General features: G+C 44.9%; 17 protein-coding genes and 1 tRNA gene. 14 read left to right on the top strand and 4 right to left on the bottom strand.

Annotated elements, in window-relative coordinates; genetic code table 11:
* The first annotated feature begins 24 nt into the window (after nucleotides 1-24).
* From ACFFUV_RS19180 to luxS, 6 genes are all read left to right on the top strand, one after another.
* Nucleotides 25-972, top strand: a complete 948-nt coding sequence (locus tag ACFFUV_RS19180; protein WP_390196069.1) for an NADP-dependent oxidoreductase — start codon at nucleotides 25-27, stop codon at nucleotides 970-972.
* Nucleotides 969-1,430, top strand: a complete 462-nt coding sequence (locus ACFFUV_RS19175) for a YqaA family protein (protein ID WP_390196066.1) — start codon at nucleotides 969-971, stop codon at nucleotides 1,428-1,430. The genes ACFFUV_RS19180 and ACFFUV_RS19175 overlap by 4 nt, the downstream gene beginning before the upstream one ends.
* Before the next feature lie 10 nt (nucleotides 1,431-1,440).
* A complete protein-coding gene (locus ACFFUV_RS19170) occupies nucleotides 1,441-4,290 on the top strand; it encodes a M16 family metallopeptidase (protein ID WP_390196063.1) in 2,850 nt (949 codons plus the stop codon).
* Between the two features lie 100 nt (nucleotides 4,291-4,390).
* On the top strand, nucleotides 4,391-5,959 hold the full coding sequence (gene gshA / locus ACFFUV_RS19165) for a glutamate--cysteine ligase (protein ID WP_390196060.1): 1,569 nt from the start codon (nucleotides 4,391-4,393) through the stop codon (nucleotides 5,957-5,959).
* Nucleotides 5,959-6,573: a transglycosylase SLT domain-containing protein gene (locus tag ACFFUV_RS19160; protein ID WP_390196057.1), complete on the top strand. Its 615-nt coding sequence runs from the start codon at nucleotides 5,959-5,961 to the stop codon at nucleotides 6,571-6,573. The genes gshA and ACFFUV_RS19160 overlap by 1 nt, the downstream gene beginning before the upstream one ends.
* A gap of 18 nt (nucleotides 6,574-6,591) precedes the next feature.
* Nucleotides 6,592-7,110 carry an S-ribosylhomocysteine lyase gene (gene luxS, locus ACFFUV_RS19155; protein ID WP_390196054.1) on the top strand — a complete coding sequence of 173 codons (519 nt, stop codon included), beginning with the start codon at nucleotides 6,592-6,594 and terminating at the stop codon, nucleotides 7,108-7,110.
* A 74-nt stretch (nucleotides 7,111-7,184) separates the two neighbouring features.
* Here luxS and ACFFUV_RS19150 read toward each other — a convergent pair whose 3' ends face one another.
* The 4 genes from ACFFUV_RS19150 to ACFFUV_RS19135 all read right to left on the bottom strand — a co-directional run bounded on the left by ACFFUV_RS19150 (nucleotide 7,185) and on the right by ACFFUV_RS19135 (nucleotide 12,379).
* On the bottom strand, nucleotides 7,185-7,658 hold the full coding sequence (locus ACFFUV_RS19150; RefSeq protein WP_390196051.1) for an RDD family protein: 474 nt from the start codon (nucleotides 7,656-7,658) through the stop codon (nucleotides 7,185-7,187).
* Nucleotides 7,659-7,757: 99 nt separating this feature from the next.
* Nucleotides 7,758-9,542, bottom strand: coding sequence for a MocR-like pyridoxine biosynthesis transcription factor PdxR (gene pdxR / locus ACFFUV_RS19145; RefSeq protein ID WP_390196048.1), 1,785 nt, complete (start codon nucleotides 9,540-9,542; stop codon nucleotides 7,758-7,760).
* 95 nt (nucleotides 9,543-9,637) lie between these two features.
* The gene (gene gabT / locus ACFFUV_RS19140; RefSeq protein WP_390196045.1) at nucleotides 9,638-10,912 is read right to left on the bottom strand and encodes a 4-aminobutyrate--2-oxoglutarate transaminase; all 1,275 of its coding nucleotides are present in this window, start codon (nucleotides 10,910-10,912) and stop codon (nucleotides 9,638-9,640) included.
* 39 nt (nucleotides 10,913-10,951) lie between these two features.
* Complete coding sequence (locus tag ACFFUV_RS19135) at nucleotides 10,952-12,379, bottom strand: NAD-dependent succinate-semialdehyde dehydrogenase (RefSeq protein WP_390196042.1); 1,428 nt, start codon at nucleotides 12,377-12,379, stop codon at nucleotides 10,952-10,954.
* A gap of 219 nt (nucleotides 12,380-12,598) precedes the next feature.
* On the opposite strand from ACFFUV_RS19135, the gene ACFFUV_RS19130 reads away from it, so the two are divergent.
* The 8 genes from ACFFUV_RS19130 to ACFFUV_RS19095 all read left to right on the top strand — a co-directional run bounded on the left by ACFFUV_RS19130 (nucleotide 12,599) and on the right by ACFFUV_RS19095 (nucleotide 22,964).
* Nucleotides 12,599-13,621, top strand: coding sequence for a TRAP transporter substrate-binding protein (locus tag ACFFUV_RS19130; RefSeq protein WP_390196039.1), 1,023 nt, complete (start codon nucleotides 12,599-12,601; stop codon nucleotides 13,619-13,621).
* Between the two features lie 55 nt (nucleotides 13,622-13,676).
* On the top strand, nucleotides 13,677-14,300 hold the full coding sequence (locus ACFFUV_RS19125; protein ID WP_390196036.1) for a TRAP transporter small permease subunit: 624 nt from the start codon (nucleotides 13,677-13,679) through the stop codon (nucleotides 14,298-14,300).
* Nucleotides 14,290-15,609 (top strand): TRAP transporter large permease, encoded by a 1,320-nt coding sequence (locus ACFFUV_RS19120; protein ID WP_390196034.1) that lies wholly within the window; start codon nucleotides 14,290-14,292, stop codon nucleotides 15,607-15,609. Before ACFFUV_RS19125 ends, ACFFUV_RS19120 begins: the two co-directional genes overlap by 11 nt.
* 225 nt (nucleotides 15,610-15,834) lie before the next feature.
* Nucleotides 15,835-15,919 (top strand) — tRNA-Leu (locus ACFFUV_RS19115).
* 683 nt (nucleotides 15,920-16,602) lie between these two features.
* Nucleotides 16,603-18,159, top strand: coding sequence for a polysaccharide deacetylase family protein (locus ACFFUV_RS19110; protein WP_390196031.1), 1,557 nt, complete (start codon nucleotides 16,603-16,605; stop codon nucleotides 18,157-18,159).
* Between the two features lie 642 nt (nucleotides 18,160-18,801).
* Complete coding sequence (locus ACFFUV_RS19105) at nucleotides 18,802-20,352, top strand: polysaccharide deacetylase family protein (protein ID WP_390196028.1); 1,551 nt, start codon at nucleotides 18,802-18,804, stop codon at nucleotides 20,350-20,352.
* Between the two features lie 238 nt (nucleotides 20,353-20,590).
* Complete coding sequence (locus tag ACFFUV_RS19100) at nucleotides 20,591-21,541, top strand: isopenicillin N synthase family dioxygenase (RefSeq protein WP_390196025.1); 951 nt, start codon at nucleotides 20,591-20,593, stop codon at nucleotides 21,539-21,541.
* A gap of 169 nt (nucleotides 21,542-21,710) precedes the next feature.
* Complete coding sequence (locus tag ACFFUV_RS19095) at nucleotides 21,711-22,964, top strand: cyclic di-GMP phosphodiesterase (RefSeq protein WP_390196022.1); 1,254 nt, start codon at nucleotides 21,711-21,713, stop codon at nucleotides 22,962-22,964.
* Nucleotides 22,965-23,370 lie beyond the last annotated feature (406 nt).

Below are 23,370 nucleotides of genomic sequence, written 5' to 3'. Positions count from 1 at the left end.
TCTACATCATAGGGAAACGTATTTATGGATAACAAACAAATCGCGATTACTCAGTTTGGAGAGCCTGACGTTCTCAAGCTACAAACCTCGCCCATTCCTCAACCCCAAGCAGGAGAAGTGTTGGTCAAAGTCGCATTTGCCGGCGTTAATCCTATTGATGTCAAAACGCGGGCAGGCCTTGGTTGGGCTGCAACGCAGAATAAAGACAATTTGCCTTGGGTGCCAGGGTACGACATTTCAGGCGAAATTCAGCAACTGGGTGATAATACTCAACGCTTTAGCGTTGGAGATAAAGTGGCTGGGTTCATCGGCTTTCCACTACAAGGTGGCGGTTATAGCCAATATGTTTGTGTGCCAGAATCGGCATTAAGCCTAGTGCCTGACTCTGTGATGTTGGAAGCTGCTGCAGCGCTACCTCTGGGGGGGCAGACGGCAGCCCAAGCCTTGGACAAGTCTCAGTTGAAGGAAGGAGAGAAGGTTCTCATCTTGGCGGGCGCGGGGGGCGTTGGCCATATCGCGATTCAAATCGCAGTCGCTGCCAAAGCAGAGGTATATACCACCTGTAGCGAAGCGAACCTTGATTATATGGCGACACTGGGCGCTCATGCGATTAACTATCAATTTTCGCCAGTATCACAGCGGCTGCAAGATATCGATGTACTGATTGATTTGGTTGGCGGTGATGCGGCGTTAGATGCATTAAAGTGCCTAAAAGATGGTGCTCGCGTGATCAGTGTACCTACGATTAGCGCGGAAATGATCTGCGAAAAAGCCAAACTACTTGGTTTTGAAGCGAGTGGGATGTTGGTTGACCCTAACCCTGAACAACTCGACACCATGCTCTATATGGTGAGTGTTGGGTTATTGAAAACCGAAATTTTTGCCACTTATCCGCTTGAGCAAGCGATGGATGCACATCGACAAATCGAAACCGGACATACTCGAGGTAAAGTTCTGCTTGATATGCAATGATCGAGCAATTTAATCTCGCATTTCAACACATAGCGCTGTGGTTCTCTGACTCAGCGTTATGGGTATTATTCTTGAGTGGCTTTCTTAGTGCGACATTATTACCCGGTGGCTCAGAAGCGAGCCTGATCGCGACGTTAAAATTGCAGGCTTACCCTCTGGGTTGGATTTTAGTGGTTGCGACATTAGGTAACACTCTGGGAGGAATAACAAATTATGCGCTTGGCTGTTGGCTTCCGAATCGAACTCAATCCTCAAAACATGGTCATAAAGCTGTAGCTTGGTTACAGAAATATGGCTTTTGGTCGCTTTTATTAAGTTGGTTGCCTATCATCGGTGATCCTCTGTGTCTTGCTGCAGGTTGGTTGCGCTTGCCTTTCTGGCCTAGCTTCTCAATGATTTTTATCGGTAAAGCCCTTCGGTACTCTTTACTTGCAGCGCTATTTTTTGGCTTTTTTTAAAGGAGATGTCATGAGAAAAATATGGCTTGGTGCGTTTTCTCTCTTAGCTTTGTATGGCTGTTCTTCCAATAACGTGTCAATGTTCTCCTCCCTTCCTCAAGGGGTGACTTTAATCGAAGAGGTTGAAGCTCAGCCCGGTAAGGCGATGATTCCCTATTCAAAATACCGTTTAGACAATGGCTTAACGGTGATTCTTTCTCCGGATCACTCGGACCCACTCGTGCATGTGGATGTGACATATCACGTTGGGTCAGCTCGTGAACAGGTGGGCAAATCCGGGTTTGCACATTTCTTTGAACACATGATGTTCCAAGGCAGTGAACACGTTGGTGACCAAGAGCATTTTCGAATTATCACCGAAGCAGGCGGTACGCTAAATGGCTCAACCAACCGCGATCGAACCAACTATTTTGAAACGGTGCCAGCCAATCAGTTAGAAAAAATGCTGTGGTTGGAGTCCGACCGAATGGGTTATCTTCTTGATGCGGTTTCTCAGCGTAAGTTTGAAATCCAGCGTGACACGGTGAAAAACGAGCGCGCCCAAAACTTTGACAATCGACCTTATGGTTTAATGTGGGAGAAGATGGGCGAAGCGATGTATCCTGAAGGGCATCCTTACTCATGGCAAACCATTGGTTATGTTGAAGATCTTGACCGCGTGGATGTGAATGATCTCAAAGCTTTTTTCCTACGCTGGTATGGGCCCAATAATGCCGTTTTGACCATTGGTGGTGACATTAATGTCAATGAAACGCTAGATTGGATTGAAAAATATTTTGGCCCTATTCCCAAAGGGCCTGATGTTGATGATGCGCCAAAGCAGCCTGCACAGCTTAATAACGACCGTTATGTGACGATGCAAGATCGTATCCAGCAGCCCATGGTTCTGGTGGGTTGGCCAACGGAGTATTTGGGGGCCGATTCTCAACAATCTCTGGATATGCTAGCCAAAGTCTTGGGCAGCGGCGCGAATAGCTTGTTGTACCAAAAATTGGTAAAACCACAAAAAGCCGTTGATGCCGGAGCGTTTCAAGATTGTGCGGAGTTAGCGTGCACCTTTTATGTGTATGCTATGGCGCCAAGTGGTGAAAAAGGCCAGCTTAAACCGCTGTACGACGAATTGATGCAAACCCTTAAAGAATTTAAACGGTCGGGCGTAGAGCAAGCTCGTTTAGACCAAGTTACTGGTATGGCTGAAGCCAATGCGGTTTTCTCGTTACAAAGTGTACGCGGTAAAGTCACTCGTTTGGCATCAAACCAAACGTTCTTTGATCAGCCTGACCGCATACAGCAGCAACTGGAACAAATACGTGCTGTCACTCCGCAGTCCGTAATGGACGCTTACCAGCAGTTTGTTGCGAATAAACCAAAAGTGACATTGAGTGTGGTGCCGCGTGGCAAGACGCAATACCAAGTCGCGAAGCCAAATTTTGAAACGCCGCCACGTCAATTGCCAGATTACACACCCATTGAGGAAGATGATCTCAATTACCGTCGTCCAAAAGATAACTTTGACCGTTCAGTGATGCCTCAGGTGGCACAAAGCGTAAAAGCGCAAATGCCTAAGCTGTATGAACAGCACTTTGACAATGGGATTGAGCTGCTCGGCTCTCAAACCAGTGAAACCCCGACGGTACAGTTAGTCATGAAATTGCCGGCTGGTGAGCGTTATGTGCCAAATGGCAAAGAAGGGCTTGCTGGACTCACCGCGTCGCTGTTGGAAGAGGGCACGACCAAGCACTCATTAGAGCAATTGGAAGCCAAGCTCAGTAAACTGGGTAGTGAAGTCAGTGTGAACAGTAATCACTATACCACCAGTATCGTCGTCTCTAGTTTGGAGAAGAACTTTGAACCCACGCTTGAGATCATGCAGGAGGTGTTATTCCATCCTGCGTTTAACCAAGACGATTTTGAGCGTGTGAAGCAGCAAATGTTGCAAAGTATCGTTTACCAGCATCAGCAGCCAAGTTGGCTTGCTTCGCAAGCTACACGCGAAGTCTTGTACTCCGGCACCGTGTTTGCAAGGGCGCAAGATGGTACGGCGCAATCGCTGCAAGCGTTAACGTTAGAAGATGTTAAACAGTTTTATGCGAAGCATTACACGCCACAAGGAACACAAATTGTGGTTGTCGGTGATGTCAATAAGCGCGACGTACGCAAGAAACTGGCGTTTTTGAAATCATGGCAAGGTGAAGCGGTGCCGTTGCTACGTCCACAAACGTTAACGTCACTTGATGCGCAGAAGATTTACCTGATTGATAAACCAGATGCGCCGCAAACGACAGTGCGTATGGTCCGTCAAGGTTTACCGTTTGATGCCACAGGCGAAGTCTACCTTACTCAGTTAGCCAACTTTAATCTTGCAGGTAACTTTAATAGTCGTATCAATCAGAACTTACGTGAAGACAAAGGCTACACTTATGGGGCGAATGGGTACTTAGCGGCGAATCGTGAAGTGGGCGCGATTGTTTTTAATGCGCAAGTTCGCGCAGATGCGACCGTGGCGTCTATCATTGAAATGAAGAAGGAAATGGCGAAATACAGCCAATCTGGAATTACGGATAAAGAGATGAAGTTCTTGCGGTTGGCGGTCGGTCAACAGGACGCACTGAAATATGAAACCCCTTCTCAAAAGGCGCAATTGTTGAGCAATATTCTGACGTACAGTCTTGATGATGATTATCTTAAGCAGCGCAATGATATTGTTGAGAGTGTGTCAAAACAGGCTCTCAATGAGGTTGCGAGCAAGTGGTTTAACCCCAATGATTATCAAATCATCGTGGTTGGTGATACTAAATCGTTAAAACCACAATTAGAAAAGTTACAGATTCCGATGGAAGAGCTTGAAATCATCCGTTAGAGTACACATAAATTAGGCATCAGCAGGGGCGACTGAGTCGCCCTTCCACATTTAAGCCAGCCGAAAGCCTCTTTCGGCAACAGATATAGGCGACCTCGTTTTGACTGATTTTGCTGCGCGACTTGAGCGAGTTGCACGTAATCCCAATATCCTTAAACAGCTTTCCCGCGGTGTAGAACGAGAAACGCTACGTTACAACCCAGATGGTTCACTGGCGACGACGCCACATCCTCAAGATCTTGGATCGGCGTATACCAACGAATGGATTACGACTGATTTCTCTGAATCTTTATTAGAGTTTATTACACCTGTCTCACATGAGGTCGATACGCTCTTAGGTCAACTGGAAGATATCCATCACTTCACGCAAACGAAGTTGGGTGAAGAGAGCATGTGGCCACTATCGATGCCATGTTATGTCAGCGATGAAGACGACATTCAGTTAGCGCAATATGGTTCGACGAATTCGGGGCGAATGAAGACGTTATACCGCGAAGGGTTAAAGCGTCGCTATGGCAGCTTGATGCAAATTATCTCCGGTGTGCATTTTAACTTCTCCTTCCCTGATGAGTTCTGGGATGTCCTATATGGTGAGCAAGATGAAAACGCACGTCAGGAAAGTAAATCAGACAGCTATTTTGCGGTGATTCGTAATTACTATCGCTTAGGTTGGCTTATCCCGTATTTCTTTGGCGCATCACCTGCTATCTGTTCTTCATTTTTGCGAGGAAGAGACACCAAGCTTCCGTTTGAGAATATCGGCCAGACTCTCTACCTGCCGTACGCAACCTCTTTACGATTAAGTGATTTAGGTTATACCAACAGCGCACAAAGTGCGTTGAAGATCGGTTTCAATAGCCTTGAGCAGTATCTTGAAGGGCTTAATCGTGCTATCCGTACACCATCACAAGAGTTTGCAGAAATTGGTGTCAAAGTGGATGGTGAATATCATCAGCTCAATACCAATGTATTGCAGATCGAAAATGAGCTCTATGCACCCATTCGTCCTAAACGTGTGGCGAAAAGTGGGGAAAAACCATCAGAAGCGTTAGGTCGTGGTGGTGTTGAGTACATTGAAGTTCGTTCACTGGATGTTAACCCTTACAGTGCGGTGGGTATCAATGAAGATCAAGTGCGATTCCTCGATCTATTCCTGACTTGGGCTGCGCTGTCGGAATCTGAACCCATGAACGATGACCAGCTGCAGTGCTGGCGCCGTAACTGGAAGAGTGTGGTGGTTGAAGGACGTAAACCTGGGCTTGAATTGCAGCAGGGCTGTGGCGGTGAAGTTATCACGCTTCAAGCATGGGCAAAGCGCGTCTTTGCGGAGCTTAAGCTCGTCGCAAAACAGTTTGACCAAGCTTTGGGTGATGAGACCTATCAGCAAGTGTGTGAAAAGCTTGAGTCTTGGATTGACGACCCTGAATTGACGATTTCTGGTCAATTACTACGAGATACCAAAAAGCTGGGTGGGCTTGGTAAGGTCGGCACTCAGTTTGGCGCAGAGTATCGTCTGAAAAACTTGGCGCATGATTACCGAGTGTATTCTGCACAATTGATGGAACAAGAAGTTGTACGTTCTAGTCAGGAGCATCAAGAGCTTGAAGCGCAGCCGCAAGGGGATTTTGACCAGTTCTTGGCTGACTATTTTTCGTATCTTAAGTCATAATGAATTGGCAAAGAGCGTTTAAGATAAGTGGGTTGACGATCGCGCTGCTGATCGTCACTGGGTGCTCAACGGCGCCGCCCACTAATCCGAACAATCTTTGTGATATTTTTCGCGAGAAGTCGAGCTGGTATGAAGACGCAATTGATATGCAAGAGGAGTGGGGGACCCCAATCCAGATTGCGATGGCGTTTATTAACCAAGAGAGCAGTTATCGACACAACGCCAAACCACCGAAAGATTATCTGCTAGGGTTTATTCCGTGGGGGCGAATCAGTAGCGCTTATGGCTATGCCCAGGCACAAGATCCTGCTTGGGAAGATTTCCAAAAAGCGACGGATCACGGTGGTTCTCGTAGCGACTTTGCTGACTCACTGATGTTTGTCGGTTGGTACACCAACGAAACCTACCGTGTGCTGGGCATCTCGAAGTGGGATTCGTATAATCAGTATCTCGCCTACCATGAAGGTCGTGGGGGATACAAAAACAGGACCTATCAGTCCAAACCTTCGCTATTGCGTGTGGCTCGTAAAGTTGAACAGCAAGCGAAGGATTATGGTTGGCAACTCAAGAAGTGCCGCCAAGAATTGGAAAGCAATCGAAGCTGGTTCTTTTAGCCAGCAGGGAGAAAAAGAATGCCATTACTAGACAGTTTTACGGTTGATCACACTCGTATGAATGCGCCAGCGGTTCGAGTTGCGAAAACCATGACCACGCCGAAAGGCGATACCATTACGGTATTTGACCTACGCTTTACGTTACCTAATAAAGACATTTTGTCTGAGCGTGGTATTCATACGCTTGAGCATTTGTACGCTGGTTTTATGCGTCAGCATCTTAATCGTGACAGCGTAGAAATCATTGATATCTCACCGATGGGCTGTCGTACTGGCTTCTACATGAGTTTGATTGGTACGCCTCAAGAGCAGCAAGTGGCTGACGCTTGGTTGGCTTCGATGCAAGATGTCCTCAAAGTAGAGAACCAGAATAATATTCCTGAGTTGAACGAATATCAGTGTGGCACGGCTCAAATGCACTCGCTGGAAGAAGCGAAGCAGATCGCTCAAACCGTGATTAACACAGGTATTAGTGTCAACAAGAATGATGATCTCGCCCTACCTGAAGCAATGTTGAAAGAGTTGAAAGTGAACTAACTGTCTTTCAATAAAAAAGGAAGGCTAAGCCTTCCTTTTTTTGTGCCCAAAAATCGATGTATATCGCTCGGCTACTATCGCGCTTTGGGCAGTACAACAACTTGCGTTTTGGCCAACCAATCATGCCAGCCACGCTTTTTGGGGTCCACTAACGCCATGATATTGGCCAGCCCAAATAGCGAAGTGGTGAAGCGAATCAGCGCTTGTCGTACCGTAATAGGAGAATTATCAAGCTGCCTCACTTGCAGTTTCCATGCACGCATTCCCAATGTTTGCCCGGCTCGGGTCCAAAAGAAAACAAAGAAATAAGCCCAAACACTCAGCAGATAAAGGCTAAAAACCGGGCTCCACAGCGGATGATTAGTCAGCAAATCGCTGATATCCACATACGGCGAGATAGCCAGCCAGCCCATTGCCTCAAGAGCCTGTAAAATTGCGATTAATAACCCCGCGGCAATCATTTCAATTGCAATCACCATTAACCCGTCATAAAACAGCGCGGCTAAGCGGCGAAAAAAGCCTGCGTTAGGAAGAGAAATTTCAGTCATACCAGTTTAGTCCTACATCATTGTGCTTAGCATAGCGTGTTCGTGGTAGACAGAGAAGCAGCAAAAGAAGGAGCTTAGTGGTCAGTCACATCGCAGTGTCTAGGCGGTGACCAATTTGGCTTGGCCAATAAAATAACCGTCTTCATCAAAACGTTTTACTTCTCCATCTTCGACCACAATCGTGATGTAGCGGGTATCTGAAAATTGCCAATTACGCCACTGGTAGACAAACTGACCATCCTTTACCCACCAATACCCTTCATCGATGTCATTGGGGCGGTCGGACACTCCCATCATTTTGCCATCCGCTTGAAAGGTAATACGATAAGGAATATTAAAACAATCTTTAGTCAGCATGATTTGGTTGGTTAACAGTTGACGAATCTCCTTGCTATTAAGTGGAAGCTGCTGGCAATCTGCTAGGGTTTCAATCGGCAGTACTTGTTTTGCGATGCTTGCCAATTCCGCGATACCTTGGCGAATTTTATCGCTGGGGATAGATTGAAAACTCAAGCGAAAGCTATTGGTTTTTTTATCATGATAATAATATTGCGCCCCACTGTTGAGCAAAATGCCTTGAGCCTTGGCGAGTTGTTCAAAGTGTTCAGCATCAAACTCTTGCTTATAATCAATCCAAAATGCTGTGCCCGCTAAAGAGGGCGAAACCCCAGATTGTGGAAAGTAGTAATTGAGCGCTTTTTCCATCGTCAGCCATTTTTCTCGATAACGCCTTAGCATTTTATTGGCTAACGTATCGTAATAACCCAGACTTAAAAAGAGGGCCAGAGTTTGGCAGTTGTTCTTTGGCGGTAAACTGTGTGTACGTTGTTGAAATAGGCGTATTTGTTCAATGAGTGGTGCGGCTGCCACAATGAACCCGATGCGCAGCCCAGGTGCGATGGTTGAGGTAAAGCTTGAGATATAAATAATTCGGTCACTTTGATATTCACCGCGCAGAGCCGGGCAAGAGTCCTCGATAAAATTAATGTCATGCTCAAAATCATCTTCAATAATCAACACATCTTGCTGCTCAGCCATTGCCATTAAAGCTTCACGGCGCTGTCCCGTCATTCTGACTGTCGTTGGAAACTGGTTACTGGGCGTGGTGTAGATGAGTTTACATTCAGCGACATTGTCATTGACCTCAAGCCCTTGTTGGTCAACGTTAAGCGGAATAATCTCAGCTCTTCGGGCTTGAAATTGATGCAAGGCTTCGGGATACCCCGGATTTTCGACCCCGACTTTGGTGCCATTAGCGACCAGTAATTTGGCAAGATAGTAAAGACTATTTTGACACCCTAAGGTCACGGCAATCTGATTGCTATCGACAAAAATCCCTCGTTTAGTCAGAACTCGTGTTCGTATCTGCTCGATAAGATCGGCGTAGTCGTCCAAACTTGAAGTCCAGCTGTGATGATTACTTCGATTGAGTGACTGTATGCTGCATTTTCGCCATTCTGAAACGGGAAATAAGTCATCATCAACCAATCCACTGACAAACAGATAGCGATAAGAACGTAAGTCTTGTCCACTCTCAATAGGCACCGCATTTTCTTTTAGTAGATACTGCTGCCAGTTGAGTGATGGAGTGTGGTTGGATGCTTGCAGCGTCGGTTTTGGCGTACTGTTGATTTCAAGATCAGGGTGAACAAAATACCCTTTGCGTTCAATGGCAACCAAAATATCTTCTTCAGTGAGCTGTTCGTATACACGCAAAATGGTATTGCGCGAGACATGTAATTTTTGCGCTAAACGACGTGAAGACTCGAGGGCTTTGGTGGCAGGAATAAAACCGTCAAAAATAGCTTGTGAGATCGCACTTTTTATCTGCTCTTGCAGGGTACGCGAATCGTGGGGATTGATGTGAATATAACGGCTTAACATATCGCTCCTGTTATCCTGCTTTGGTCGTGTGCGGAAAAATCAGATAAAAAAAGGCATGACACGACAGTCATACCTTTTTAAGCACTCATCAAGGATTAAGCAATCAATTTTTTCAACTGTGTTTTGACAATCTCTAAACCTTTGACCACTAAATCCGACTCGATGGTGAGTGGCGGAAGAAAACGAATAACATTTCCTTTGACGCCGCAAGAAAGCAAGATAACCCCGGCTTGATTGCTGGCAGCAACTAACTGCTTAGTTAATGCCGCAAGGGGTTGTTGAGTGTGTGGATCATTCAGTTCAATGGCCACCATCGCACCCACTTGGCGAATATCGCCGATTTGAGGAATCTGCTTTTGCATTTCCAGCAACTGTTCTTTAAACAGTAATCCGGTGTGCTCGGCGCGTTCACATAAATTTTCTTTCCTTATGATATCAATCACTTCGAGTGCGGCGGTGCATGATAAGGGCGATCCCGCATAGGTACCGCCGATACCACCGGGGTTGGCAGCATCCATGATCTCAGACTTGCCGACAACACCAGAAAGTGGAAAACCTCCGGCCATTCCTTTTGCCATTGTGATTAAGTCCGGTTCAATGCCTAAGTGCTCGGTAGCAAACCATTTACCAGTACGTGCGTAACCGGTTTGGATCTCATCACAAATCAAGACGATACCGTGTTTATCGCACACCTCACGCAATTGCTTGGCCCATGAAGCGGGCGCTTGATAGAAGCCACCTTCACCCTGGATGGGTTCGACGATGATCGCCGCTACGCGACTTGGCTCGATATCGCAAGCAAACAGGTCATCCAGTGCCTCCAAACTTTGCTGCTCCGTTACCCCATGATAGGCATTAGGAAACGGCAGGTGATAGATCTCATTTGGAAAGGGGCCAAAGCCCGCTTTATACGGCGCAACTTTGCCCGTTAGACCCATACATAAGTTGGTACGACCATGAAAACCACCTTTAAACGCCAACACACCTGAGCGACCAGTGTATGCACGAGCAATTTTAACGGCGTTTTCGACCGCTTCAGCACCGGTGGTCAAAAAAGCGGCCTTTTTAGCGCTTGGCCCTGGTGCTATCTCAACCACTTTTTCTGCCAGTTCAACAAAGCTCGTATAAGGGGTCACCATTGAGCAAGTATGACTGAAGTTATCAAGCTGCTTTTTCACCGCTTCGACAATTTGTGGATGAGAGTGACCCGTATTATTTACCGCAATGCCCGCAGCAAAGTCGATATACTGGTTGCCTTCAATGTCAGTAATCAGCGCATTTTTCGCTGTCGCTGCGTAAATGGGTGACATATTTGCCATTCCATTGGCGACAACTTTTTCTTTGCGCTGTTGCCATTCCAAGTTGGTCATGATCGTATCCTTTCTCTAATTCTGAGATCTATTGACGGCTTACAAGCCGCCGAAACACATGTATTTAATGTTCAAGTATTCGTCGATACCTTGCTTTGCACCTTCACGGCCAAAGCCTGATTGTTTAACACCGCCGAAAGGCGCAACTTCGGTAGAAATTAATCCTTCATTAATGCCGACCATGCCATACTCCAATTGCTCAGCAATATGGAAAGCACGTGGAATCGATCCGGTGTAGAAGTAGCTCGCCAATCCATAAATGGTGTCGTTGGCTTTCTCGACCAATTCTTGGTCATCACTAAAGCGAACAATCGGCGCGACTGGGCCAAACAGCTCGGTTTGCACAATGTCCATGTCCTGAGTCACGTCAGTTAATACCGTCGGTTCAACGAACAATCCATCAAGCCCTTGACCACCCATCGCGACTTTCGCACCTTGTTCGATAGCTGTGGAGATATAACCCATCACACTCTCTTTGGCACGGCTATCGACCAATGGACCAATAGTGACTCCCTCTTCTAGACCATCACCCACTTTCAGTTTGGCAACGGCCTGAGTGAATTTTTCAACAAACTCATCGTAGACTGCGTCTTGAACGTAAAAGCGATTGGCGCAGACACAGGTTTGCCCAGCATTACGGAATTTTGAAGCAATCGCGCCTTCTACTGCATCATCAATATTAGCGTCATCAAACACGATGAACGGGGCATTACCTCCCAATTCCATAGAGGTACGCTTTATGGTTTCAGCACTTTGTTTGATGAGATGGCGGCCAACTTCGGTTGAACCGGTAAAAGACAATTTCTTGATATCATCATGTGTACAGAAAATATCACCGACAGCAACAGACGAGTGGTTGTTGACCACGATCAGGAGATCGCGGGGAAGACCAGCTTGGTATGCCAGCTCCGCCGTAGCATAAGCAGAAAGCGGAGTTTGGTTGGCCGGTTTGACCATAAAGCTGCAACCTGCAGCCAGGGCCGGTGCCGCTTTACGTGTAATCATCGCAATCGGGAAGTTCCATGGTGTAATCGCCGCTGCAACACCAACCGGTTGACGAATCGTCATGATGCGTTTGCTTGAGGCTGGCTCTGGAATCACTTCCCCATAGGTACGTTTACCTTCTTCAGCGAACCATTTCAAAAACGACGCGCCGTAATTGACTTCACCTTTTGACTCGGCCAGAGGTTTTCCTTGTTCTAGGGTCATGATGCGCGCGAGGTCATCGGCGTTGTCCATCATTAACTGGTACCAAGTCTCCAGGACTTTACTGCGCTCAGCAGCGGTTTTTTGTTGCCATAGCTTCTGAGCTTGCTTGGACTTTTCGACCAGCTTGAGAATCTCTGAGCTCGAAATCGACGGGATGTACGCGACGACCTGTTCTGTTGCAGGGTTGATCACCGCGATTGCATCGTCATTGGCATCACAAGTCGCGTTTAGCAGACTTTTGTTTACGATTTGCTCCATATAATTCATCTCTCGTTTATGGCTTTAGAGAAATGTTAGACCCAAAGGGGGGAGCCAACGAAGTACCAGTTACTTCTCTTTGTTGGTACCAGTTGTGAAAAATTCGCTGGTACCATCTGAATGCGTCTACTGGTTCTATCGGTTTATAAATTCTTTGGTCATATTGATTCGGCAAATAAATGAATAACAAACAAGTAACGACACAGAAGAGGATTTTCTATGTTCAGTTTAAAAGGAAAGAAGCTTGCTAAAGGGGTTTTAGCAGTTACTTTAGGTGTTAGCGCATTGGTAACATCAGCGGCAACGTTCGCAGCCGATTACAATTGGCGTTTTGCGAATTTATATGGTCGTGGTACGGCATTTGGTGCCGTTTACGAAGATTTGGCCAAAAATATTGAAACTATGTCAGATGGTCGCATCGCCGTTCAGGTTTTGTACTCTGGAGAAGGCGTTGGTACCAGCGGGATTTTAAACGCGGTCAAATCGGGCTTGATCACCATGGGCGCGCCATTTCAACCTATGCATGCAGGGGAATTTCCGGCAGGTGTTGTTGAAGTCGGATTGCCTGGCGGGACTTCAGATGTTGGAGAACTCCTTACTCTATTCAATGAACGCGGTTGGGGAGATGTCCTGAGCGAAGCTTATGGCAAGCAAGGTTTGGTGTGGTTAGAACCTTACATTCAGCCACCCGTTTACATTATTACTAAAAAGCCGATTAAATCGATTGAAGATTTTAAAGGCATGAAGATCCGTGCGCCGGGCGCGTATGGAAAGTTCCTACGTAACCTCGGCGCGTCTCCAGTATCGTTAGCATGGAGCGAAATCTATACCTCATTGGCCACAGGTGTGATTGACGGTTCGATTGGCTCAAATATGATCGACCACCGAGACGGTAACCATGTTGAAGTCGCAAAATACATGTACCCACTGCCGATCGCGGGCGCACAAGTTTTACCGATTATTGTCAATCAACGTGAGTGGAAAAAACTGCCTCAAGATTTACAAGCAATCGTGCGAGCGGCCACGTCACAACATGCCTTAGAACAAATCACTAAATCTAAGCTTTGGGAATCACAAGCCGTAGCTGAAATGGAAGCCAAAGGCTTGGAGTGGAGTCCTCAACCTTCTGATGCAGACAAGCAAGCTTGGAGCGAAGCGGGGACCAGCCTGGCACAGGAATATGCCAAAGAAGATCCGTACTCGAAACAGTTGGTGGATATTCTAGAAAAAACGCAACAGTAACAAGGAATAAATAGGGTGAGCCAATGTGGCTCGCCCTATTTTGTTTGGAGTTGGTATGATAACGGAAATAGTACACGCTTACTGCCGAGCCGTTCGCTGGGCGATTCGAGTGATAGGTCACTCGGTCTCATACCTGATGCCGATTTTGGCTTTAGTGGTTGCCTACGAAGTGTTTGCTCGCTACATCTTAGATCGCCCAACCCTCTGGGCATACGACACATCTCTATTCTTATTTGGCTACATTGCGGCGCTTGGCGGTGCATTGGCCCAGCAAAAGTCAGCGCATATTAATGTGGATATTGTTCATGGCAAAGTGTCACTGAAAATACGCCGACTTTTTGATGTGGTGACATCGCTGCTTGCGATGTTTTTCCTTACGGTAATGGCCAAAACGTGTTTTGGCATGTTTCTCGAAGCGCTTGAACTGGGTTACAAAACGCAGAGTGAATGGGCGCCGCACACCCATCATTTTTGGCTTATGGTGACCGTGTCTGCGGTTATCTTTATCGCTCAGTACTCAACTGAATTGTTGGCGAACCTTTATTATCTAGTGACTGGCAGGGATCTGGTATTTCGTGACCATGATGATGAGGCGTTGAACGACCAACCTTTTAAAGTTGATTTGCAACAACAACACAATTCGTCCCTGTTTGATAAGGAGAGCACAAATGGGAATTGAGGTGCTAACTGCTGTCTTGCTGGGATGCATATTGGTGGCATTTATTTTAGGGGCTCAAGTTGGGTTGGCGCTGGGCGGGATTGCGATGGGGGTTGGATACCTTTCTTGGGGCGAGACCATTTTCAATATCATTCCAACAACCATCGAAAGCACCTTCTTTAGTTTTATCTTACTTGCGATCCCTCTTTATATTTATATGGGGCAACTCCTTACACGCTCGGGAATTGGTGATGCGATGTTTAACGCCAGCCAATTAGCCATTGGTCGAGTTCGTGGATCGCTCGCGATCAGTGTGATCGGGGTATGTTCAATGATTGGTGCGATGGTTGGAATCATTGGTGCAGGGATCATGACATCAAGTAGCATCGCCTTAAAACCAATGCTTGACCGTGGTTATGATCGAAAATTGGCGCTTGGCGTAATCATGGCTGGTGGATCATTAGGTATTCTTATTCCGCCAAGTATTCCAATGATTATGTTTGCATCAGCCACGCAAAACTCTGTTGGACGCATGTTTCTTGGGGCGATGGGACCTGCCTTAGTCACCATCATCTTACTGATTGGCTATGTGATTATTTCTTGTAAGCTGCGTCCTGAACGTGCGCCGCTCGATGCCGATACGGATGTTGAGGTCCCTAAAGGTTATGAACGCTTTAAAACAATTCGTGATGGGGCGTCTTCTGCGGCGCTGATTGTGGTGGTACTTGGCAGTATTATTGCTGGTATTGCAACGCCAACCGAATCTGGTGCGCTAGGTGTTATGGGCGCGATTGTGCTCTCAATATTATTTAAACGCTTCAAGCCACAAATGTTATTTCGCTCTGGAATGCAAACGGCAATGTTAGTGAGTGTTGCCATGTGGATCATTATCGGCGCGTCTGTATTCAGTAATTTCCATTTGTTGATGGGCATTCAAAGCTTGGTAGCTGGGTTTACTCAGGATCTCGATTTACCGCCGATCATGATCATTATTATGTTTCAAGTGATCATGCTATTTCTTGGGTTTATCATTGATGAATTCATCATTGTCTTGATGTGTGCTCCGATTTTTACACCAGTGGCCGTCTCACTTGGCTACGATCCTATCTGGTTCGGGGTACTGATGATCCTTAATATTGTGATTGCAGTCCAAACGCCGCCGTATGGCTTTGCTCTGTTTTACTTGAAAGGCATCGCACCTAAAGGTGTGACCATGATGGATCTCTATCGTTCGGTATTGCCTTTTATTACGGTGCAATTGCTGGTGCTGATTATCGTCATGGTTTTTCCTCAACTGGTCACTTGGTTCCCGAATTACGTAATGAATTAGCTTTATCACAAGGATATGAAGTCGAATACTGAGAAAAATGGTCACAAAAGCGAGAAGAAGACGTTGCGGTGTGCTTGATGGCAGGTAGATAGATAAGCAAAAAGTCTGATTTAACCATTCTGTGGCGAAATTATCAGCAAACGATATTGTTTTCAGTCTTTTGGGCTTGCGCCGTCTGAAAGCTTACGTATAATGCCAAACATCAAAGGGCAATAGCCCCAAGATGCCGGTGTGGTGAAATTGGTATACACGACGGATTCAAAATCCGTTGCCTTCGGGCGTGGCGGTTCAAGTCCGCCCACCGGTACCATATTCTAAGACAAAGCCTCGACGAAAGTCGGGGCTTTGTTGTTTCTATCGCTTGCGATACTGCCCACGTTGGTCCTTACCTTGAAATAGGCGTAATGCGCTGTAAAAGAGAGTTACTCAGAAAGAGTGAGAGATGTGGTTTCTTTGCAATAGAATTATCTGAAGACTTATTCCTGCTTATTTTACTGGTTATCTGGCCAGATCATTTTTCTTAGTGACCATGAAATAGGATCGATCATTTAATTGCATTAGAGTTCATATTCTCTTTTTATCGGTATTCATAACATTCTTATCCATCTCAAAGTGACTTAGGATTAATAAAGTTAGTTAATATTGGTCACTCTTTTATTCTTGAATATAAACTCTAAGTTTAAATGCCGAAAATAAGTATTTTCTTATTTTTATTTTAAGTTGTTTGTTTTATTAGTAATACATTGATAATTTTCTCTGTAGTATTATTCCCAAATCTACTTTTTGTATTTTTTGTCTGTTGATAATAATTATCTCGAAAGTATACTCCTCTCAAATCAACAAGCTTACCTTTAACATACTTTTTAGGATTAGTTATTAATTATTAATAATTAGTCCTTTTGATTTATTTTTTAGTTATTAATCTTCTATATTAATAATTGCTTGTTAACCCAAAGCGACAGATTTACGAGAATTTAGACAGAGGTCAATGATATGAAGTACTTATCTTTGGTGTTAGGCCTGCTTGTTAGTGGGGCTGCCGTCGCCACTGATGGCACTATCACTCAAGGTTATCCCGATGAAACACTTTCAGCGGATCAATATTCGGGTTGTAATATCTCTTCAAGTGATATTTATGCTTATCCGGTTGAAGGTTTGCCTACAGCGCGTCAACTTGAATCGATGTCTTCGACATATGGTTGGTCGGGCAGTACATCAACACTCGATGTTACAGACCATGTGCTAAAAACAGTGGGCACCGTAACCAAGACCATTAAAGAGCCGTTTTATGAAGATTGGGGCACACTGGCGATACCGGTTTGCCATGATTACTTCACACCATCAAACCAGAATGGCGGCACAATCACCATCAGTAACGGAACCCACTCTGTTAATATTAGTGGCATTTACTATCAAGGCGGTTATCACACGGTTAACGGCATGGGATGGCGATTTATTAGCTCTCAAAATCTGATTGATGCTGGTTTTTCTAATGGTGACCAATTAACGATTAAGATTAAGAACTCAAGTGCAGCGCCGTACTCTTCATATACAGGGTGGGGTAAATTACTCAAAATGGCTCAAGGTGTTCCTACCATTGTTTTGACATTTGATGATGGCGGTAAAGGTCCTTGGGATCAACTCGCGTATACGCAAGCGAAAGGCATCAAAGGCACTATTTTCTACCCATGGGAGTATGAAGGGCGCCGCGATAAATTAACGGTTGATCAACTACGTGACTTAAAAGATGCCGGTTGGGATATTGAGTTAAATGGTACGGGTAATGATGGGTCTATGACCAATCGTAAAAGTGCGAAAGAAGCGACACAGCATCTGGTCTCTGGACGTCAGTGGTTGGCGGAAAATGGCTTAAATGATTATGCCCGTTTCTTTGCATATCCAAATGGCAATTACGATAAATATGTTCGTCCGGTGACCAAGAAAGGGGTGCAAGGCGCCATTGGGTCTCCAGTTGTTGAAATGAGCAGTGTGTCTGAAATTAAAGTAGGTATGGTCGCAGAGGCTCGAACGTTCCCGAAAGGCACTCGCGTTGTTAGTGTTGATAGCGAAAATAACACGGTGACGTTGGATAACGCTTCATTAGATGTTGGACGTGGAGGCGAAACGGTGACAAAACCCAACTCTTACATGAGCTTTTTTGATGACTCTGGAGAGTTTTATACCGGTAAGCTGCAAGCCGAACTTAAAAAAGAAGGGTTTAAAGTGGGACGCACAACACGTCCAAATACCATCTATTCACGTTACTGTGTGGGTGACTATGGTTTAGTTGCTCCAGCTCGTGGTTCTACCATCAAGTCCGGTGATGACCCCGTTGCGCGTGTTGAGTCTTGGATTGAAGACCCTCAAAAAGCAGGCACGACAACGTTAATATATTTACACAATGTGACGGGCAGTCAGGATGGTATTAATACCAGTGTGGCGACCTATCAGATGTGGATTGATAAACTGGCTCAAGCTCGAGATGAAGGTAAAATTCAGATTTTGACCATGCAAGAATGGTATGAACGAGATTGTGGCGATAAGTCGTGACTTTAATTAAAAAAAGGGAGGCTCTTGCCTCTCTTTTTTTGGGCTGAACTAAGTTGGGCATGCGATATGACTTGACGATTTAGTTTCATTTTTATTATTTCAAGTTCTTGTCAACAATGATGTTCGTTGTCAAAAGTTAGACAGCTTCAATCCTATGAAATAATGTGAATATATAAAACGAGTGTCATTATTGAATTCGTATCAGCCTTGATGATTTGATATTAATTTCGTTGTGATTTTAATTATCTGTTTTTAATGCCTATTTACCTATGGTTATCTTTTTATGAAATTACGTTGATATTGCGGTCGTTTATTTACTTTCATAATTTTCATTTTTCTTCAGTCTTATACTGTAAGTTTTTCGTTATTTCTTATTTCTTTTTAAGTAATGTAACCTCTACACAACAAAGCTACGTTGATCATATTTTCTATTATTCCCTCTATTTTGAATTGCTCCTAGTTGGATCCCGAGGATAGGATGATTTTTATTGTATTTCGTTCTGACATTTTCATACTGTGAATGGTTTCCACGATAAAGTAATGCGATTAAAAATAGGCTGTCATCAAGTACTTTTTCTCGTTTCTATTCACGTCATATTTGCGGATGTAACAGAAAATTATGGTTGATAGAGGATAGTTACTATGCGTTTGTTTTTAGTGTTACTGAACCTAATGTACGTCATATACGCAGGATTAGCGGTCGCGCGTGCTGAAAGTAAAGAGATAAAAAATAGTATCGATTTATCAGCATGTTCTTTAACAAGTGCCCAAGTGTTTGAGTATCCAGTTAAAGGGCTACCTTATGCGAGTCAACTGTTGTCAATGTCTTCCTCTTATGGTTGGGATGGCGCAGTATCGACACTCTCAGTAAAAGACAATGTGGTTCAAACGACCGGGACCATTTCAATGTATTTACGTGATACATTCTCGGAAGATTGGGGAACACTCGCCATTCCGGTATGCCACGATTCCTTTATTCCTGCTAATCAAAACGGCGGTAACGTAACGGTGACTAATGGAGAAGTATCAGTTGGTGTTGGTGGCATCGACTATTTAGGTGGTTACCATACGATTGGTGGTTTGGCGTGGCGCTATGTGAGCGCTCAAACATTAATTGATGCAGGGTTTCGTGAAGGTGATGAAGTCACCGTCAAAATTAAAAACTCGACGAAAGCACCGTACTCCTCATACACAGGGTGGGGGAAACTTATCAAGCGTGCCCAAGGTGTACCAACGTTAGTGTTAACCTTTGATGATGGTGGAACGGGGCCATGGGAACAGTTGGACTACTCTCGAGATAAAGGCATTAAGGGGACGATTTTTTATCCGTGGGATTATGAAGGTCGGAACAATAAAATGACCGTTGAGCAACTCCAAGATATGAAAGAGGCGGGTTGGGATATTGAATTGAATGGCACCGGGGATGACTCTTCAATGACCTTAGCGCCAACGGCTAAAAAAGCGGTGAGTTCGCTGTTAGAAGGTCGAGCTTGGTTGGCAAAAAATGGTTTAAATGATAACGCTCAGTTTTTTGCTTATCCAAATGGGAATTACGACAGCTACTCGCGTGCGGTGGTAAGAAGTGATATATCGGGTCAGACGGGCTCGACCGTAGTCAAAACGAAAAGTGTTTCCGGGATCAAAGTTGGAATGGTGGCCGAAGGGCGCTCTTTTCCAAAGGGAACGCGCGTTGTGAAAGTCAATAAGCGTAAAAAACGAGTGGTGCTCGATCACGCTTCACGCGGGGTTGGACGTGGCGGTGAACCAATAGACCAGCCGAACAAATATATGACGTTTACTGATGATTCGAGTGAGTTCTTTACGTGGAAGTTGCAGAAAAGGCTAAAGCAGGCAGGATTTAAAATTGGCCGAACCACTCGGCCGAATACCATGTATTCAAGATATTGTGTTGGTGATTATGGATTGGTTGCGCCATCTCGAGGCTCAGTATTGAAATCAGGCGATGATCCTGTTGAGCGCATAGAGTACTGGATAGATGAAGTCCAGAAAGCAGGGACCACAACCGTTTTGTACTTTCATGATATCACGGGTTCCCAAGACGGCATTAATACGAGTATTAATACCTATCAAATGTGGATCGACAAATTGGCCGAAGCTCGCGATGAAGGGAAAATTGAGGTTCTGACAATGAAAGAGTGGTATGACCGTGATTGTGGAAGCGGAGAGTCCTAACTCATGCTCTTTTGAAGATCAACATAGAGGTGCTGATAACAGCGCCTCTTTTTTTGTCCAAAAATAGTGCGTGATACATATATGATGTGCCAGTTTAGTGCATGAGTTATAAGCTCGAGTCGGGCAGACCTTAGCTGTATCAGTAGCTACATGAAACTTGGCTAAGTGGTCAGGATTTTGCTAGTAAAAATGGCTGACCATAATGGCGCAGGATGCACTGTCACAACAAGGAGTAAGTATGTCGCTGCCAATCATTGATATATCCCCACTCGATTCTTCCAATCGTCAAGATTGGCTACCCGTTATCAAGCAAATAGATCAAGCCTGCCGTGAACTTGGCTTTTTCTACGTCGTAGGCCATGGCATTCCACAGCAGCAGTTTGACTTGATTCAATCGATGTCAGAACAGCTCTTTGCACTTCCTACCGAGCAAAAGCAGAAAATTTCCATTGAAAAAAGTAGTAACCATCGAGGGTGGGGGCGTCTTAATGCCGAAAAGCTTGATCCAAATGGTGAGCTTGACTGTAAAGAATCGTTTGATATGGCGCTGGATCTGTCACCTTATCATTCACAAGTATCGCGGTGTCCGGCTTTATATGGTCCGAATCAATACCCAGACATTTCCGGGTTTGCTCAAGCGATGAATCAGCACTACTCACTGACATTAGATGTCGGGATGAAAATTTTACGGGCCATGGCGATAGCACTCGGTGAAGATGAGATGTTTTTCGCCAAGTATTTCAAACTCCCAATTTCAGTGTTGCGTATGCTTAGTTACCCAAGTCAACAACATGAAACGAACGGTGCCGGTGCACATACCGATTACGGCTGTATAACGCTACTCTATCAAGATCAAAGTGGTGGGTTACAAGTATTGAACAAACAAGATGAATGGATCGATGCGCCTCCAGTTGAAGGCAGTTTTGTTGTCAATATCGGTGACCTGATGCAGCGTTGGACAAATGACGTCTATCGTTCTACCTCGCACCGTGTTACCAGCCCAGTTTCTGGTTGCGATCGGTTTTCAATGCCTTTCTTTGTGGAGCCAGATTTTGATACACCAATCGACACGCTATCCTCATGCCTCGAAGAGGGACAATCTGGATACCCGTCAATAACTGCGGGTCAATGGATATTATCTCGCTTTGAAGATACCTATTCATACCGACAAGATAAAGACGTGGCTTAAAATCCCCAAACATGAAGGGCAGCAGGAAGGGCTTAGGGGAACTCAAGCCTTTCTTTTCTCTTTCACCAACCTGAATTTAAGTAGTAACTGAAAAAATCCGATTTATTATTTTTATTTGACCATCTAAACTTAAGTTCTAAATTGTTGAGTGCTATTGGGTCGTGCTGCAGTGGCAAGTATAAAAATAACCGTGGATAGGCTTCAGCCTGGATTACACATTCGTCTTCCCCTCAAATGGAATGACCATCCTTTTTTGTTGAATAGCTTCAAAATCAAAAATGAGCAACAGGTTCAGATGATTCGTCATTTGGGCATCTCTCATGTTTTCCTCAATCCGAATCAAAGTGATACACAACCTCTTCCGCCTAAGCAAATGGAGGAGCAGAGTGAAGAGAACGTTCAGCAATTAGATGACGAAACAAAAAAACTTTGGGAAGAGAAGCAACAAAGGATCGAGAAGCTCAATGCATACCGACGACGTGTTGCCCAATGTGAAAAAGAGTTTGAACGCTCACTGGCACGGATGCGAGCTGTGATGAATAAAATACGTAACCGACCGGAGCATGCTGTAGGGGAGGCGATAGAGCTTGTCGACAGCATTGTTGATAATCTTCTCAGCGAAGATGATGTCACACTGCATTTGATGAATGGTAAAAGTGAGTTTGAAGATATCTATTTCCATTCTTTAAACGTCGCGGTCATTGCGATGATGATAGCCCGAGCGAAAGAGTGGTCAGCTGAGAAAATAAAGCAGGTCGCTTTTGCCTCTCTATTTCATGATATTGGTAAAATTAAGGTACCGACCGCCATTATCCGTAAAAAGACGGATCTCACTGAACCTGAAAATAACTACTTAAAGCTCCATACCAAGTATGGATTGGATATTGCCAGCAATATTGAGAGCTTTCCTGACATCGCCCAAACTGTGATTGCTCAACATCACGAATGTAATGATGGCAGCGGTTACCCCGAAGGTTTAAAAGAAAGCCAAATTGACGAAGTAACCCAAGTCGTGGCCGTTGCCAATGCTTATGACAACCTCTGCCATCCGAATAATCCGGATAAACAAAAAATCCCTTATGTTGCGCTTTCTTATTTATATAAGAATGGGCAAAAGCGGTATAACCAAGATAACCTCAGTATTCTGATTAAGTTCATGGGAGTGTATCCTCCCGGAACAGCAGTACAGCTCTCTAACGATACCATTGGACTTGTGGTTTCGGTCAACTCGAAACATATCCTCTATCCGAATGTTTTAATTTACGACCCTTCGGTACCTAGAACTCAGGCTCCAATCATTGATCTTGCGCAGCGAGATATAAAGATTGTCAGCGCTATATTACCCAATAAGCTTCCAGACAAAGTGCGTGAGTACCTTAATCCTCGTTCTCGAGTCTCTTACTTCTTCGACTCAGATGGTTAAATGCAAGTTATCCACAGGAAAATGTGAGTATCTTGTGTGATTTGTAGTGAGTAAATGTAGATAAAAACCATGTTGAGCAAAAATCAGCCGAACGCGTAATTTATTGCGATTTATTGTGATTTTTTACTTGCCAACTCAAAGCAACTCCCTATAATGCGCCCTCACTGACACGGCAGACGCCACAAGGCTTCAGCCAATGTCTTAGAGGGTAAGACTTCTAAAAAAAGAAAATTTGCGAAAGTGTTTGACACAACAAATTATCTGGTTAGAATGCACCTCCGCTTTGAGAACAAAGTTTCGATAAGCAACGCTCTTTAACAATATAAACCTATCAATCTGTGTGGGCACTCGTTGATGATAATCAAAGATGATTCTAAAGAATCAACTGAGGTTTCAATGAACTGAG

This window comes from Vibrio olivae, assembly GCF_042428525.1.
GTDB lineage: Bacteria > Pseudomonadota > Gammaproteobacteria > Enterobacterales > Vibrionaceae > Vibrio > Vibrio olivae.
Note: the sequence above shows the minus strand (reverse complement) of the source record. Positions and strands in the feature narration are given on the sequence as shown.

What these genes read in the sequence shown, in the direction of transcription:
- ACFFUV_RS19130 (WP_390196039.1), top strand. Translation starts at nt 12,599, where the DNA reads ATGTTCAGTTTAAAAGGAAAGAAGCTTGCTAAAGGGGTTTTAGCAGTT.
- ACFFUV_RS19180 (WP_390196069.1), top strand. Translation starts at nt 25, where the DNA reads ATGGATAACAAACAAATCGCGATTACTCAGTTTGGAGAGCCTGACGTT.
- ACFFUV_RS19120 (WP_390196034.1), top strand. Translation starts at nt 14,290, where the DNA reads ATGGGAATTGAGGTGCTAACTGCTGTCTTGCTGGGATGCATATTGGTG.
- ACFFUV_RS19175 (WP_390196066.1), top strand. Translation starts at nt 969, where the DNA reads ATGATCGAGCAATTTAATCTCGCATTTCAACACATAGCGCTGTGGTTC.
- ACFFUV_RS19125 (WP_390196036.1), top strand. Translation starts at nt 13,677, where the DNA reads ATGATAACGGAAATAGTACACGCTTACTGCCGAGCCGTTCGCTGGGCG.
- ACFFUV_RS19105 (WP_390196028.1), top strand. Translation starts at nt 18,802, where the DNA reads ATGCGTTTGTTTTTAGTGTTACTGAACCTAATGTACGTCATATACGCA.
- ACFFUV_RS19150 (WP_390196051.1), bottom strand. Translation starts at nt 7,658, where the DNA reads ATGACTGAAATTTCTCTTCCTAACGCAGGCTTTTTTCGCCGCTTAGCC.
- ACFFUV_RS19100 (WP_390196025.1), top strand. Translation starts at nt 20,591, where the DNA reads ATGTCGCTGCCAATCATTGATATATCCCCACTCGATTCTTCCAATCGT.
- luxS (WP_390196054.1), top strand. Translation starts at nt 6,592, where the DNA reads ATGCCATTACTAGACAGTTTTACGGTTGATCACACTCGTATGAATGCG.
- ACFFUV_RS19135 (WP_390196042.1), bottom strand. Translation starts at nt 12,379, where the DNA reads ATGGAGCAAATCGTAAACAAAAGTCTGCTAAACGCGACTTGTGATGCC.
- ACFFUV_RS19160 (WP_390196057.1), top strand. Translation starts at nt 5,959, where the DNA reads ATGAATTGGCAAAGAGCGTTTAAGATAAGTGGGTTGACGATCGCGCTG.
- gabT (WP_390196045.1), bottom strand. Translation starts at nt 10,912, where the DNA reads ATGACCAACTTGGAATGGCAACAGCGCAAAGAAAAAGTTGTCGCCAAT.
- pdxR (WP_390196048.1), bottom strand. Translation starts at nt 9,542, where the DNA reads ATGTTAAGCCGTTATATTCACATCAATCCCCACGATTCGCGTACCCTG.
- ACFFUV_RS19170 (WP_390196063.1), top strand. Translation starts at nt 1,441, where the DNA reads ATGAGAAAAATATGGCTTGGTGCGTTTTCTCTCTTAGCTTTGTATGGC.
- ACFFUV_RS19110 (WP_390196031.1), top strand. Translation starts at nt 16,603, where the DNA reads ATGAAGTACTTATCTTTGGTGTTAGGCCTGCTTGTTAGTGGGGCTGCC.